At 40.1% G+C, this 13,689-nt stretch carries 15 protein-coding genes and 1 riboswitch; all 15 genes read right to left on the bottom strand.

Translation table 11 applies throughout. The annotated features are described in order from the left end of the window. Positions 1–587: 587 nt before the first annotated feature. Positions 588–1,988, bottom strand: a complete 1,401-nt coding sequence (locus tag K8P03_RS04735; protein WP_223418813.1) for a S41 family peptidase — start codon at positions 1,986–1,988, stop codon at positions 588–590. Continuing rightward, a complete protein-coding gene (locus K8P03_RS04730; RefSeq protein ID WP_223418811.1) occupies positions 1,975–2,322 on the bottom strand; it encodes a hypothetical protein in 348 nt (115 codons plus the stop codon). The genes K8P03_RS04735 and K8P03_RS04730 overlap by 14 nt, the downstream gene beginning before the upstream one ends. A gap of 1 nt (position 2,323) precedes the next feature. Beyond that, positions 2,324–3,334: a tRNA (adenosine(37)-N6)-threonylcarbamoyltransferase complex transferase subunit TsaD gene (gene tsaD, locus K8P03_RS04725; protein WP_223418809.1), complete on the bottom strand. Its 1,011-nt coding sequence runs from the start codon at positions 3,332–3,334 to the stop codon at positions 2,324–2,326. Then, a complete protein-coding gene (rimI, locus tag K8P03_RS04720) occupies positions 3,331–3,768 on the bottom strand; it encodes a ribosomal protein S18-alanine N-acetyltransferase (protein ID WP_223418807.1) in 438 nt (145 codons plus the stop codon). Before rimI ends, tsaD begins: the two co-directional genes overlap by 4 nt. Next, entirely contained in the window at positions 3,765–4,424 is a 660-nt protein-coding gene (gene tsaB / locus K8P03_RS04715; RefSeq protein ID WP_223418805.1) for a tRNA (adenosine(37)-N6)-threonylcarbamoyltransferase complex dimerization subunit type 1 TsaB, read from the bottom strand. The genes rimI and tsaB overlap by 4 nt, the downstream gene beginning before the upstream one ends. Further along, positions 4,405–4,851, bottom strand: coding sequence for a tRNA (adenosine(37)-N6)-threonylcarbamoyltransferase complex ATPase subunit type 1 TsaE (tsaE, locus tag K8P03_RS04710; protein WP_223418802.1), 447 nt, complete (start codon positions 4,849–4,851; stop codon positions 4,405–4,407). The genes tsaB and tsaE overlap by 20 nt, the downstream gene beginning before the upstream one ends. A 141-nt stretch (positions 4,852–4,992) precedes the next feature. Next, positions 4,993–5,586: an ECF transporter S component gene (locus K8P03_RS04705; protein ID WP_223418800.1), complete on the bottom strand. Its 594-nt coding sequence runs from the start codon at positions 5,584–5,586 to the stop codon at positions 4,993–4,995. A gap of 56 nt (positions 5,587–5,642) precedes the next feature. Further along, positions 5,643–5,758, bottom strand: a riboswitch (FMN riboswitch). A 73-nt stretch (positions 5,759–5,831) separates the two neighbouring features. Then, positions 5,832–6,491 carry a winged helix-turn-helix domain-containing protein gene (locus K8P03_RS04700; RefSeq protein ID WP_223418797.1) on the bottom strand — a complete coding sequence of 220 codons (660 nt, stop codon included), beginning with the start codon at positions 6,489–6,491 and terminating at the stop codon, positions 5,832–5,834. 365 nt (positions 6,492–6,856) lie between these two features. After that, a complete protein-coding gene (gpmA, locus tag K8P03_RS04695) occupies positions 6,857–7,546 on the bottom strand; it encodes a 2,3-diphosphoglycerate-dependent phosphoglycerate mutase (RefSeq protein WP_223418795.1) in 690 nt (229 codons plus the stop codon). Continuing rightward, positions 7,546–8,595 carry a rod shape-determining protein gene (gene mreB, locus K8P03_RS04690; RefSeq protein WP_223418793.1) on the bottom strand — a complete coding sequence of 350 codons (1,050 nt, stop codon included), beginning with the start codon at positions 8,593–8,595 and terminating at the stop codon, positions 7,546–7,548. Before mreB ends, gpmA begins: the two co-directional genes overlap by 1 nt. 1,140 nt (positions 8,596–9,735) lie before the next feature. Beyond that, positions 9,736–10,908: a methionine adenosyltransferase gene (gene metK, locus K8P03_RS04685; protein ID WP_223418791.1), complete on the bottom strand. Its 1,173-nt coding sequence runs from the start codon at positions 10,906–10,908 to the stop codon at positions 9,736–9,738. Continuing rightward, positions 10,901–11,380: a 2-C-methyl-D-erythritol 2,4-cyclodiphosphate synthase gene (gene ispF, locus K8P03_RS04680; RefSeq protein ID WP_223418789.1), complete on the bottom strand. Its 480-nt coding sequence runs from the start codon at positions 11,378–11,380 to the stop codon at positions 10,901–10,903. The genes metK and ispF overlap by 8 nt, the downstream gene beginning before the upstream one ends. Then, on the bottom strand, positions 11,377–12,078 hold the full coding sequence (gene ispD / locus K8P03_RS04675) for a 2-C-methyl-D-erythritol 4-phosphate cytidylyltransferase (RefSeq protein WP_223418787.1): 702 nt from the start codon (positions 12,076–12,078) through the stop codon (positions 11,377–11,379). Before ispD ends, ispF begins: the two co-directional genes overlap by 4 nt. After that, entirely contained in the window at positions 12,071–13,168 is a 1,098-nt protein-coding gene (locus K8P03_RS04670; protein WP_223418785.1) for a PIN/TRAM domain-containing protein, read from the bottom strand. The genes ispD and K8P03_RS04670 overlap by 8 nt, the downstream gene beginning before the upstream one ends. Positions 13,169–13,190: 22 nt before the next feature. Then, positions 13,191–13,670, bottom strand: coding sequence for a CarD family transcriptional regulator (locus K8P03_RS04665; protein WP_223418783.1), 480 nt, complete (start codon positions 13,668–13,670; stop codon positions 13,191–13,193). Positions 13,671–13,689 lie beyond the last annotated feature (19 nt).

Below are 13,689 nucleotides of genomic sequence, written 5' to 3'. Positions count from 1 at the left end.
TTTATAATTTATACCCTATTTGGATGGATTGGTAGTAGATATTACTTCGTTCATGCTGGTCCTGGGTTTGTGGGATTCTTCACTTCGCTCAGAATGACTCCCTTCGAGGTAAAGTCTATGACAGCTTGGAAAGTGGGATGCTATCTTCGGTTGTACTGGTCTCGAGTTTATGAGGTCCCTCGGCGGCCTGCGGCCTTTGACGGGACGGCGCCGGTCCTGGGTTTGTGGGATTCTTCCTTCGCCTGCGGCTTCGTTCGGAATGACGGGGCCTTTAGTCATGCTCTATGGAGCTATCAACTATTAGGAATTTCCTAATAGTTCAACTCTTAAGAATTACTTAATAGTTCAGTTATTAAGAAATACTTAATAGTTCAGTTATTAAGAAATACTTAATAAGTGGTGGGGGTTCTTCGGTTGTGTTGGTCCCTTATTTATAAGGTCCCTCGTCAGTCGCTTCGCTCCTTCTGTTGGGACGGCGCATGGAGTGGTTTCTTCGAATTTTCTGGTCCTGGGTTTATTAGGTCCCTCCGCCGCCTGCGGCGTCGTTCGGGACGGCGCGGTACAAAAAAAGCCCCATTTCTGGAGCTTTAGTTATTTACCATATTTTCAATTATTTCTATAGACTGTCTGTAGGAGGCGGATTCTATGTCGGGGGTGGTTGGGTGTTCTTCGTTGATTTCGCCAGTTGGGTCGTAGCCTAGGGTGTTGGTGTAGGTGAAGACTAGGCCTGAGTTTGGGAGGACGGAGTTTATTACTCCGAGGGTTATCCCATCGCCACCGGTTTGAGTGCCGACAATGGTTGCAAATTCGGTGTTTTTGACGAAGGATGCGAAGCCTTCTGCGGCTGAAAATACGTCTTCGTCGACTAGGAGGAAGATTTTTCCCTCGTAGCCATTGTCCCTTTTTGATTCGTCTGGGTTTATGACTATGGTATCTTTGATATAATAAGAAAACTCTTTTAACTCTTCCGCATGGTCTAACCTTATCCCTGTAATGTCAACATTTGACAAGTTTTCCATGTTTAGGGTATTGTCCTGGAGCAAAAGCCTTGTTTTTGGCGAATCCTTGAAGAACATATGGTTTACAACTTGTTTCGGATTTTTGGTTAATTTTGGCATGAGGAAATTCTGCCAGTATTCCATATTTCCGCCTACATTGTCCCTGATGTCTATAACTAGGGCCTTGTACATGTGTTTATTTCTCAAAAATTCGTTAAGAACCTTCTCGTCCTTGTCAAGATTTGCCAAATCTCCCATCTGGGATATCTTTAAAATTGCGAGGTCGCCCTGGCTTTCCAGGCTGATATTGGCTTCACCGTCGTCTTTTATGAGGCCCATTTGTTTCCTTTTTATAGGGCCAGCTCCAGTTTTGGATTGAATACCATCAAGGCCGTACCTATTTCTAACAACCTGCCTATTTAAATTTAAAAATTCGTAATAAATTGAAGGTTGGTTCCAATTTCGCGAATAATATTTCAAAGTCTGATCAACATAGGCAGAATCGGCAATTTTGGCGTGGAAATTGTGCAAATCACCCATTATCTCGTTTAAGGTCTTGGTAAATTCTTCGTCAGTCTTGCAGTCTTTGACCTTTTTGAGGTAAATATCGTGGTTTTTTAGAAAATCTATGTCATATTTTCTCTTCAAAACCTCAAAAAATGGGTAGGTCTCTTTGAGTTCTCTAAATAAGTATTCAAAGTCTTCCACCATCTCAGACCTTGAGAGCTTTTTGGGATTTTCGTGGCTTGCCAGTTGCAAGTGTGGGGGCGCCTTCAAATCCTTGTACCATTTGAGGTAGTCTTCTAGGGAAAAATCCGTAATATTTTCCGGATAAAAAATCCCTGTGTGGGCTGCCGTCTTGATTCCAGCATTTTCCCTGGCAAGTTTTTCCCTCTCAAGATAGGAAATTCTCCTTTTGACACAGGAAGTCTGGATTAGGATGAGGAGGACAAAAAAGATGAAAAGCCCGTATTTTTTAAGCTTTGTCATTGAAATCTCTCCTCATTACAAAATCTCTTTTGAATAGGTCAAAAAGGATGGCAATATTGCCCAAAGGATTAACTAGTGAATAAATTACCAAAAGGCCAGCCAAAACAAGGAGTCTGCGTTCTTCGTAAATCCCTATTGCAGCTGGTTTTTTCCTGGCCCTTAGGGTTAGAAATCCGATTAGAATGCCAATTGCACCAAAGACCTTTTCCAAAATTTCCTTGTAATAAATTCCAAAGGCAATTATCCCGGCTCCCGCCAAAATCCAAATGATTGACGAGGCGATGTTGAGTTTATAATATTTTCTTAAGTCTGTGTTTTTCTTCCTTCTTCTCATATCATAGGTCTAAGTTTGGATAAACTTTCATAAAGGTGTCATCACGAACGCCGTCCATATAGTCAAGATAGCCTGCCATGGCGATCATGGCTGCGTTGTCTGTGCAAAGGATGGTTTCTGGGTAATAAAACTTTATATCTCGCTTTTCTAATTCTTCGCCCATCCTTGCCCTAAGTCTTGAGTTGGCAGCAACTCCGCCAGAAATGGCAAATTGTTTATAGCCGGTTTCTTCAAGGAGCATGAGGGATTTTTCTACAAGGACGTCCACTACTGCATCCTGGAAAGATGCGGCAAGGTCTGCCTTGTTGATTTCTTCTCCCTTTTGTTCTAGGTTGTGGGCATAGTTTAAAACTGCAGTCTTAAGGCCCGAAAAAGAAAAGTCATAAGAGCCTTTTTCTAGCATAACCCTTGGAAAATCTATGGCTTGTGGGTTGCCTTCCTTGGCGAGTTTATCAATTTTTGGACCACCTGGATAGCCGAGGCCGATTTTTCTTGCGACCTTATCAAAGGATTCACCTGCAGCATCGTCCCTGGTTGATCCCACGACTTCTATGTCGTTGTAGTCATTTATCTTGCATAAATATGTATGGCCGCCCGATACGACTAGGCATACAAAGGGTGGCTCTAGGTCCTTATTTGAAAGGTAATTTGCGCAGATGTGGCCCTTCATATGGTTGGCACCAACGAGTGGAAGGCCAGTTGCAAGGGCTAGGGCCTTTGCGGCAGAAATCCCCACCAAAAGTGAACCAATAAGGCCTGGGCCCTTGGTTACGGTGATTAAATCTAGGTCAGAATAGGAAATTCCCGCCTCATCCAAAGCCTTATCAATCAATGGATTTATGGCTTCAAGGTGCTTTCTTGAGGCAATTTCTGGGACAACGCCCCCAAAAAGGGCGTGGATGTCGATCTGACTGGATATTAAATTTGTTAGAATTTCTCTTTCATTTTTCAAAATTGCAACGGAGGAATCATCGCAAGATGTCTCTATTGCAAGGGTATAAAAATCTTTCATGTAATGGTCCTTATCATATTGTAAGCATCTTCGCCTGTCTTTTGATAGTAGTTTTTCCTGATAGATTGGATATTAAAACCGTATTTTTCATAAAGGTTGACAGCGGCAAGGTTCTTAGTTGAGGCCTCTAGCCAGATTTCGCTGGCATTTTTCTCCTTGGCAACATTTATCAAATGCTCCAAGAGAGCAGATCCTATGCCTTGACCCCTGTGGTTTTTATCGACCGCTATGGTGAAAATCTCAACTAAATCCGATATACAGGAAATTATGTAAAATCCAACCACTTCCCCGTCTTTTTCGTATACGAAATGTTTGAGGAAGGAGTTTTCTTCAAATTCTTTTAGGAGCCTTCTTTTAGTCCAAGGTTCGAAAAATGAATCATTCTCGATTTCGTAAACCCTGTCAGCGTCTTCAAGTTCCATCGGTCTAATCACTTCTTAAACTCCCTTTCCGCCTGGCTTTTTCTTAGATAATTTGGGCTTATTTCATAAAGAGGCTTGACTGGATTGTCGTCTTCCATGGCAAGTCTAATTAGGCCACCGCCGATGCAATTATTGATATTTATCGGCGCTTTTTTTGCCCTTTCAAACTTGTCAAAATACTTGTCGTTTAAAAGGCCAATCATCTCTATTTCAAGGTCTTTGGCATTTACAAGCCCTGCCAAATCGTCGATTTCATATAGATTTGCTGGAATAATTTCTTCTAGGTTTTCGCCATACAAGGCTGCGTAGACCCTTGTAGACCTTGCGTCAATTAAAGGGAGCTTTGCCCTATCAGATGTGGAACCAGCTGCCATGGCCTTTAGGGTTGAAATTGTAATCAAGTCTTTCTTCTCAACTTGAGCCAAGGTCTTTGCGACAGTCATTCCAATCCTAAGACCGGTAAAAGATCCAGGACCTTCGGCTATTACGAATTTATCAATGTCCGCAACAGTCATTCCCAAAAGGTTTAGGAGATTTTCTATCATTGGGACCAGGCTTTCCGAATGGGTCTTCGATTGATTTACGTTAAAATCTCCCAATATTTCCTTTTCATCAGCTACTGTCACAGTTGAAATCATGGTTGATGTATCAATTGCCAAGTAATTCATTAATCTCCCTTGCCCTTTCTGTGTCGTCTAGGATGGTAATTTCCCTTGTGTCGGGGTCAATTTTGTCTATCCTTATATTTATCATTCCGTCTGGCAAATAGCCCTCGCCATTTTCCGCCCATTCTAAAAATGTTATAGCCCCTTCTGGGTAAAAATAGGTCTCAAAATCTATATCCAAAAGGTCATCAGGACTCTCAAACCTGTATAAATCTAGGTGATAGATTGTCACATCCCCTTCGTAGATATTTACAATGGCAAAGGTTGGTGAAGACGAGTCGTAAATCTTAAAAAACCTAGCAATGGCATTAACAAGGGTTGTTTTGCCGGCACCCATGTCACCAATGAGGTTAATAACGTCGCCTTCTTTTAAAAGCGGCGCAAGATTGTTTGCAAATTTTTCTAAGTCACTTATCTTGTTTATAATCATATAAAACCTTTCATTCCTAACATTATACCTCTTTTTTTCGCCAATAGGGAAGCTTTCGCCTATTACCAACGCAAAAAGCACCCGGCTGAGGTGCTTTTTGTCAAACAGAATATTTTATTGGATAATAATGTAGGATTTCCCTTATTTTAATTTTAATATTGGAGAGACCCTCTTGTAGATTAGGTCGGTAACAAAGGCTGCTGCTGTGCCCTTTACGATGTTAAATGGAGCTATAGATAAAAGCATGAGGCTTACATAGGATTTAACAAGTGGGTTACCTGGAACTTGGCCTGCAAAGGCGTTTAGGTCTATGCCCATAGCTTTTCCATAAGCTGGGAAAACCACAAAGGCGTTTGAAAGTGTAGCTATGGCTGTCATTGCAATTACTCCGCAGAAAAGAGCGAAGATTGCAGTTTTCTTGGTCTTTTTGCTTTTATAGATAGAAGCTGATACAAATACAAAGCTTGCTCCAACTATAAAGTTTGACAATTCGCCAACGCCAACTGTTTGAGTCTTTGTTAGGTTAAGTATATTTTTAACTAATTGGATAGCAACACCTGCCCAAGGTCCCATGGCAAAGCCGCCTACAAGGGCTGGCACGTCAGCTAGGTCGACCTTCATAAAAGGTGGAGCTATAGGAATTGGTATTTGGAAAAACATTAGGATAAAGGCTAATGCTGCTAAAATACCAATCTTGACAACGTTGTTTAATGAAATAGATTTTGTTTTGTTCATAATACCTCCCTTTGGGCAATAAAAAATGCCCACTTATCAGGGCACGAAAAAAGCTATAATATCTTCTTCCATCCAGACTATACTGTCGGTTTTGGAATTTCACCAAATCGGTCCTAAGACTCGCAGACTATCACTGCCGGTTAAGGAATTGCACCTTTCCCTGAAGAAGCAATGGATTTCCATTGCTATATCTATTCAATTTCTGATTCTATTATATGAAAACTTTTGCTTTTTGTCAAATATTTTTACTTAGTTTTTAAAGAATCCAGTGTCCACCTATATCCCTTGGCAGTCACAGTGTCGATTGGCTCTAGGTCTGCCTTCTTAAACTCTTGTCTGATTTTTCTGATGTGCTCTCTGACAGACCTTGGAGTTGAGTTTAGGCCCCTATTTTGCATTTCGCAAACTATATCCTCTTTGGATAAAATATTAGGCATTGATTGGATTAAAATCGAGCAAATTTTAAGCTCAGACTTGGTCAGATCTAGGATTTTGTTGCCAACCCTAAAGACTCCATTGGCCTCATCCAGGCTACACTCACCCAAATCAAGAACATTTGCCTTGGACAATTCTTCGACCTTTTTGAAAACCTCGTCGATAAATTCCTCACGGGTGAAGGAATGGATCACAAAGTCTTTGTCATCAAGCTCCTGTTCGTAGGGGTTTTTTTGGTATCTTTCTGTTAAATAGATTACCGGTATATTTGTTTTTTGTTTTATGTATTGAATAAATTGCAAGCACCTGTTGTGAGTCATATCCACAAGGATTAGGTCATAGATACTACAATCCTTAAACAAGAGCTCGTCCATTGATTTAATTTGTTCAACAACGACCTCATTTTTATCAAAATGAGAGTTTATAAGGCTTGAAACACCATTTTCATTTTCTATTGAAGCTATTCTCATCTTGTCCTCTTTCTAATTACTGTCTTCTTTTACTATCATAATACCTCTATAAAGTATTTTCAACAGTATTTTTTTAATTTTTTTAAAAATATATTTAAATATTAATATAAGGCCTTAAGTAGTTTTGATATTTATTTTGTTTTTACCTAAATTCACCCATAAAAATCAAGCAATTCTAATAAATACCTATACTTTTTTATATATATTGTAAACAAAAGAAAAAAAACAAATTGCCTTTACTAATATTATATGATTAGACCAGTAAGATTTAATCATAGCAAAATTGACAAGGATTGTCAATGTTTTTCACAAAAAAATTCCCAAACCCTTAAGACAATTCATAGGGTCTGGGAATTTTCTAAAATTTATAGGTAGTATTTTTTGATTACGTTTAACTCGTCGTCTAATTCGTAAACAAGTGGTTGACCTGTTGGAATTTCAAGATCCATAATATCATCATCTGAAATTTTTTCTAAGTGTTTTGCAAGGGCTCTAAGGCTGTTGCCGTGAGCTGCTACTAGGACAGTTTCACCTTCAAGTAGTTGTGGAGCGATGCTATCAAAGTAGTAAGGAAGTACTCTTTCAAGTGTTACTTTAAGGTTTTCTGCTCCTGGAATTACATCTTTTGGAAGGTGGGCAAACATTGGTAAATGTGCTTGTTTTTCTTTTTCTTCTTCAGAAATTTCTGGTGGAAGTGTATCATAAGATCTTCTCCAGATATGAACTTGTTCATCACCATATTTTTCTGCAGTTTCTGCCTTGTTTAGGCCTTGAAGGGCACCGTAGTGTCTTTCGTTAAGTCTGTAGGTCTTATATTGTGGGACATACATTTGGTCAGAATATTCAAGTACAAAGTTACAAGTCTTGATTGCTCTTTTTAGAACAGATGTATGAGCGTGGTCAAATCTAATGCCAGCTTCTTTAATCTTTCTACCAGCTTCTTTGGCCTCTTCAACGCCTTTTTCAGAAAGGTCTACATCAACCCAACCTGTAAATTTGTTAGCTAGGTTCCATTCACTTTGTCCATGTCTTACTAAAACTAATTTTTTTGTCATTATCTTCTCCTAAGTTTTTCAAAAGCTTCGTTTTCTTCTTGCTTGCTTCTTATAGCTTCGTTCCTATTTTCATCCAGACTATCAATCCAATTTAGAGCCTTAGCAGTGCCTTTAATCACACATTCTTGTGGATCTTCGGCAATTTTCGCTCTAATTTGGAACTTCTCTTCTATCCTATCTTTTAAACCGATTGTGTGTGATGCTCCGCCGGTTAAAATAATTTCCCTGTCGAAAATATCTGAGGCAAGCTCTGGAGGAGTCACCTCGAGGACCTTCTTAATCCCCTCAACAATCTTGTCAATCTCGCCCCTTAGGGCATCCTTAATCTCTGATACAGGTATATAAACCTTGGCTGGGAGGGCATTTGCAACATTTCTACCCTTAACCTCAAAGGAATCATCAGCGGTAAGTGTGTCTGCTGCTTCCTTCAAAGCCTCTGCAGATGTATCGCCAATCAATAAGCCATAACGGATTCTAATAAAATCCTTAATAATCCTATCAAAAGAACGACCCGCAGCATCAACTGACCTTGAAGCAATGATTTGGCCCATGGAAATAACAGCTATATCGCTAGTACCGCCACCAACATCCACAACCATAGACCCCTTAGGATCTGTAATATCAACACCAGCCCCAAGAGCAGCTGCAAGAGGCTCCTCGATGAGGTAGGTCCTGTGAGCTCCAGCATTTTCCGCCGCCTGGATAACGGCACGCTTCTCCACCTGGGTGGACCTGGCTGGAACACAGATTAAAAGATCAGGCTTAAAAAGGGATCTCTTAACAGATTTCTTGAGGAAATAATCAAGCATCCTCTCAGTCGCCCCAAAATCAGCAATAACACCCTCTTTCATAGGCATTATGCAAGAAACATTACCACCAGCCCTGCCAATAAGCTTCTTGGCATCACTACCCACCGCAAGGATCTCGTCAGATAGGACGTCAATAGCTATGACAGATGGTTCATTTAAAACTATTCCTTTGTTATTAATATAAACAAGCACACTTGCTGTACCAAGGTCTATAGCAACCGACCTTCTAAATCTTGACATCTTCTTTCCTTTTCTAATACTAATTTCGCCTTAGGCAGGCGATGGCCTTTTTTTGCTCGGCACAAGGCCTTATAATTTTTTTGCATTAGGCATTTAACCTTATCATTTTTTTGCATTAGGCATTTAGCCTTATAAATATATTATATTACTTTTTGTGAAATATTAAACTATTTTATAAAAAATTCGTCCGAGACGAATCAATCTTTCTTTTTCTTATGCTAAGTAAGTAATTTTATCTCATAAGTAATTATTCTATTTACTATTGAATCTTCGTAATAAAGGGGACCCCAAGGGAACGTTTCGCACGTTCCCCCATCGGGTCCCCTTTAAAACCCCTTCCGTTACCCCCTCCGGGCGACCCCTCGCGGGGAATAATGTGTTTGCCTATCGGCAAACTTGTTGATATGGAGGAGTCCTTGTTTAGGAATAATATTTGTTTAACTTTTTAAAATCCCAAGCCTCCTAAAAATTGCAATCTCGTCTGACTTGTGTTTTACATTTGAAAATTAGTTCACAGTAGTTATTGTAATCTTAATTGTAATTGACTGTCAGTGCAATTTTCTTCACGGATGCTTGGGATTTTAAAATACTTGGTCTTAAGTTTTCCACTCTTTGCTTGAGAATGCAAAACTCATATAGCAAAGTTTAGCAAAGCCAAACGAGCCTGGCAAATCCTAGAACTTCGAGACCAATCCACCCCTTTATCAGGTAAAGATTTCTAATAGAAAGCCCCGTTAAGAAAACTGATTGTTTGAGCGTTAGCGAGTTATCAGTTTTTAGGGGCTTGAATGTTAGAAATCAGTGGGGATATACAAATACTAATACAAGGATGTTATCTCTACTAAAAAAAGCTTGCGATAAGCAAGCTTCTATTTCCGCACTCCGCTTTAGGAGCAGTCGGGGGTGTAGCGTAAGGGGGTCTTAGGGGGAACCGGTGAGGGGGCATCTGCCGCCCCCTTGGGTTCCCCCTATGAACGAAGATTCAACTGTAAATAAAATAATAATATATAATATCAAGAAATAACAATAATAAAGTTAATGATAAATTAGTCTCGGATAATAAAGACAAAAAATCCTAGATAAAAATATAATTTATCTAGGATAAAACTACTCTAATGATACTTCATCTCGGATGAATAATTAATATTTAAGAAGATCTTGGACCTTATCGACTCTTTCCCATGAAAACCCATCTTTTTCTTCCCTACCAAAGTGTCCGTAGGCTGCGGTTTTTTTGTAGATTGGGCGTCTTAGGTCTAGTTTGTCTATTATAGCGCCTGGTCTAAAGTCAAAGTTTTCTTCTATGATTTCCTTTAATTTTTCATCGTCGTATTTGCCTGTGCCGAAGCTATCTACGAAGATTGCAAGTGGTCTTGCTACACCAATAGCGTAGGATACGCCTATTTCTAATTTCTTTGCAAGGCCTGCTGCTACCATGTTTTTGGCTGCGTATCTTGCCATGTAGGCTGCAGATCTGTCTACCTTTGTTGGGTCTTTGCCGGAGAAGGCTCCGCCGCCTGCCTTTGAATAGCCACCGTAGGAGTCTACGATTATCTTCCTACCTGTAAGGCCAGAGTCACCCTTTGGGCCGCCTATTACGAATTTACCGGTTGGGTTTACGTAGATCTTTGTCTTATCGTCGATTAATTCATTTGGCACCACTTGCTTGATTACATTTTCAATAATGTCTTCGCGGATTTTTTCCATTGGGATTTTGTCTTTGTGTTGGGTTGAGATTACGATTGAGTCTATTCTTACTAGCTTATCGTCGTCGTATTCTACAGTCACAAGGCTCTTTCCGTCAGGTCTTAAGTAGTCTAGGATTTTTTCCTTGCGGACTGTGGCAAGTCTTTTTGCCAAATCTTGGGCAAGTTTTACTGACATTGGCAGATAAACTTCTGTTTCATCGTCTGCATAACCAAAGACCATGCCTTGGTCGCCTGCACCGATTTTATCGTAGGCATCGCCGCTTTCGTCGTATTCGCTTGCCTTGTCAACTCCTTGGGCAATGTCTGGGGATTGGCTGTTGATTGATGTCAAAACTGCAACATTTTCGTAGTCAAAGCCTAGGTCATTGTCTGTATAGCCAATTTCCTTTATGGTTTGTCTTACCACATCTTCTATTGGAACGTAGGCTTCTGTTGTTAGTTCTCCTACTACTAGGACAAGTCCTGTTGTTGTGATACATTCTGCAGCAACTCTAGCGTTTGGGTCTTGTTTTAAGCATTCATCCAAGATTGCGTCTGAAATTTGGTCACAAACCTTGTCTGGATGGCCTTCAGTTACTGATTCGCTTGTAATAAATTTACGCATTTATTTCCTCCAAATAAACTATGGCTCTTGCTTCTATCCCTTCGCCCCTACCTGTAAAGCCAAGTTTTTCGCTGGTAGATGCCTTCACTGACACATTTGCTATATCAGTTCTTAGGTGTTTTGCAAGTAATTTTACTATTTCTTCTCTTTTTGGGGCAATCTTTGGGACTTCACAGATTATAACAGAATCAAGATTGCCAATTTTGTAGCCCTTTTCGTACATTTTTTCCACAACCCTATCTAAAAGGTCGATTGAATATATATCCTTATAGGCAGGATCTGTGTCAGGGAAAAGATTGCCAATATCAGGCAGAGCGAGAGCTCCTAAGATGGCGTCCATGATGGCGTGGGTCAAAACGTCGGCGTCTGAATGGCCCAAAAGTCCCAATTCGTGGTCGAATTTCACACCGCCAAGGATCATATCCCTGTCTTCTACTAATTTATGAACATCGTAGCCTAGGCCTACTCTCATTTTTCTCCCCTTATATATGCTTTTGCGAAGATTATATCTTCGGCTGTTGTTATCTTGATGTTGGAATATTCACCTTCAACCACCTTGACAGGTTCCTTTCTGTCAAAAAACTCAAAAAGTTGGCTGTCGTCAGTGATTTTGGCTTCTGATTTGAAATAATTTTGGTAAAGTTTTTTTATTAGCCTAGTATCAAAGGCCTGAGGTGTTTGAATATTATAGACAAAGTCCCTATTGGGAGTGAAATCTACCTCTCCCGCCTCGTTTACAACCTTGACCGTATCCTTTGATTTTGTCGCAGCAATGGCTGCCTTGTAGGTCATTATTTCTTCTAAAACCCTCAAAAAAAGACCCCTAGATGCGAATGGCCTGACTCCATCATGGCTTAAAACCAAGTCAGAATCAGGGTTTAGGGCGCAAAGTCCCTTGTAGGTAGATTCTTCTCTGGATTTGCCACCGGCAACCATTTTTATTCTAGGATCCCTAAAAAGAGATAAAATCTCAGAAGCAAGGGGGAAATCTTCCTCCCTTGCCACCAAGATTATCTCGTCAAATTCTTTTATACTTGTCACAGTTTCAATACTTAGTTCGAGGATTTTTTTGCCCCCAACTTCTAGGTAGGGCTTATTTATTGATGAACCCATCCTTGTGCCTGAACCTGCTGCAGTAATTACTGCTGATAGAAATTTTCCCTTATACATCTTCCGCCCTTACAAAGATCATCCTGCCGGCTGAGGTCTGTAAAACTGATGTGACCTTAGCCTTGATTGTCTTATCTATGAGGTCTTGGCCATCTTCAACGACAACCATGGTTCCGTCTTCAAGATAGCCTACGCCTTGGTTTTTGCCCTTACCTTTTTTGATGACTTCTATTTCCATCTTTTCACCTGGGATAACCACAGGTTTCAAGGAATTTGCTAAGTCATTGATATTTAGGATTGGGATGCCTTGAACATCTGCGACCTTGTTTAAGTTGTAGTCGTTGGTAAAGACCTTGGCCCCAAGATCTAAGGCAAGTTTTAATAATTTGGCGTCAACTTCCTTTATGTCTTTGTAGTCCTTATCGAGGACTGTAAGCTTGATTTTGTCGGATTCCTTGATTTTATTTATTATATCAAGGCCACGTCTGCCCCTTTCTCTTTTGAGGTCATCTGGGGAATCTGCTATGTGTTGGAGTTCCTCAAGGACAAATTCTGTTACGATTAGCTCGCCTTCAAGGAAATCTGTATTTATTATATCAAGTATCCTGCCGTCGATTATAACTGATGTGTCAAGGACTTTTGGACTTGCTGTTAGGTTTGACCTGTCGAAAAATTCTCCGCCGTCCTTAGTTTCTCCCTTGGACCTGGTCACAAGGCCTAAGAGGTCTTCAGAATTTTTGTAGGCTAGTTTCCATCCTAAATAACCAAAACCAATATATAATAAAATAGATAATAGCACAAAAAATGAATTTCCCATAAATGGTAGGGAGAGTTTGGTTAATGGTGTGGATACTAGGGTTGCTATCAAAAATCCTAGGATAATTCCTACGACGCCTACGACTAGGTTGGCAGCGGGCAATTTGCTAATTTTCTTTTCAAACTTCGACAGACTCACTGCTGCACGTTTGGATATTGGATCTGTTGCAAAATAAAATATTATTGCAAATAAAGCTGATGAAATGACTTTCGCCCACAGAATTAATTTGCCGCTATTAGGGATGAACCCAAAAGCGGCGTTAACTATTCCGAAGACTACTATGCCAAGAACAGCTCCGATTAGCATAAAAACTAATCTGATTACTCTTTTCATAAAATCTCCTTATATTAATAGACTAGAGTCCTATAGATTCGTCTATCATTTTCTCTGCTTCTTCCTTGGCCAAGGAACCCGCCATAACAAGCTCGCTTGCAAGGATTCTCCTTGCCCTATTTAGAAGCTTCTTTTCAGTTGTTGAAAGTCCCTTGTCAGAATCTAGGATAGCTAGGTTTCTGACCATTTTTGCTATCTCGAAGATGTCACCAGTTTTTAAGATTTCTTGATTGTCCCTATATCTCTTGGTCCAATTAGAATTCATCTCAGTTGGCTTATCGTCAAGTATTTCTAGGACTTCAAGGCCTTCTTCCTTGCTGATTATAAATCTAATGTTAGCATCTTTCATGTTAGTCGCAGGTATTGAAATATCCATCTCACCTATAGGCATTTTTAGGATGTAATATTCCCTTTCTTCGCCCATAAATTCTATCTTTTCAATCGCATCAATGACACCTGCACCATGCATTGGGTAAACTATCTTATCGCCTACTTTAAACATCATAACCTCCTAGGTTTCT

The sequence above is a fragment of the Anaerococcus murdochii genome (assembly GCF_019957155.1).
Taxonomy (GTDB): Bacteria; Bacillota; Clostridia; order Tissierellales; family Peptoniphilaceae; genus Anaerococcus; species Anaerococcus murdochii.
Note: the sequence above shows the minus strand (reverse complement) of the source record. Positions and strands in the feature narration are given on the sequence as shown.

Excerpts from the sequence above, each read along its gene's own strand:
- K8P03_RS04735 (WP_223418813.1), bottom strand. The coding sequence starts at position 1,988 with ATGACAAAGCTTAAAAAATACGGGCTTTTCATCTTTTTTGTCCTCCTC.
- K8P03_RS04730 (WP_223418811.1), bottom strand. The coding sequence starts at position 2,322 with ATGAGAAGAAGGAAGAAAAACACAGACTTAAGAAAATATTATAAACTC.
- tsaD (WP_223418809.1), bottom strand. The coding sequence starts at position 3,334 with ATGAAAGATTTTTATACCCTTGCAATAGAGACATCTTGCGATGATTCC.
- tsaB (WP_223418805.1), bottom strand. The coding sequence starts at position 4,424 with ATGAATTACTTGGCAATTGATACATCAACCATGATTTCAACTGTGACA.
- tsaE (WP_223418802.1), bottom strand. The coding sequence starts at position 4,851 with ATGATTATAAACAAGATAAGTGACTTAGAAAAATTTGCAAACAATCTT.
- K8P03_RS04705 (WP_223418800.1), bottom strand. The coding sequence starts at position 5,586 with ATGAACAAAACAAAATCTATTTCATTAAACAACGTTGTCAAGATTGGT.
- K8P03_RS04700 (WP_223418797.1), bottom strand. The coding sequence starts at position 6,491 with ATGAGAATAGCTTCAATAGAAAATGAAAATGGTGTTTCAAGCCTTATA.
- gpmA (WP_223418795.1), bottom strand. The coding sequence starts at position 7,546 with ATGACAAAAAAATTAGTTTTAGTAAGACATGGACAAAGTGAATGGAAC.
- mreB (WP_223418793.1), bottom strand. The coding sequence starts at position 8,595 with ATGTCAAGATTTAGAAGGTCGGTTGCTATAGACCTTGGTACAGCAAGT.
- metK (WP_223418791.1), bottom strand. The coding sequence starts at position 10,908 with ATGCGTAAATTTATTACAAGCGAATCAGTAACTGAAGGCCATCCAGAC.
- ispF (WP_223418789.1), bottom strand. The coding sequence starts at position 11,380 with ATGAGAGTAGGCCTAGGCTACGATGTTCATAAATTAGTAGAAGACAGG.
- ispD (WP_223418787.1), bottom strand. The coding sequence starts at position 12,078 with ATGTATAAGGGAAAATTTCTATCAGCAGTAATTACTGCAGCAGGTTCA.
- K8P03_RS04670 (WP_223418785.1), bottom strand. The coding sequence starts at position 13,168 with ATGAAAAGAGTAATCAGATTAGTTTTTATGCTAATCGGAGCTGTTCTT.
- K8P03_RS04665 (WP_223418783.1), bottom strand. The coding sequence starts at position 13,670 with ATGTTTAAAGTAGGCGATAAGATAGTTTACCCAATGCATGGTGCAGGT.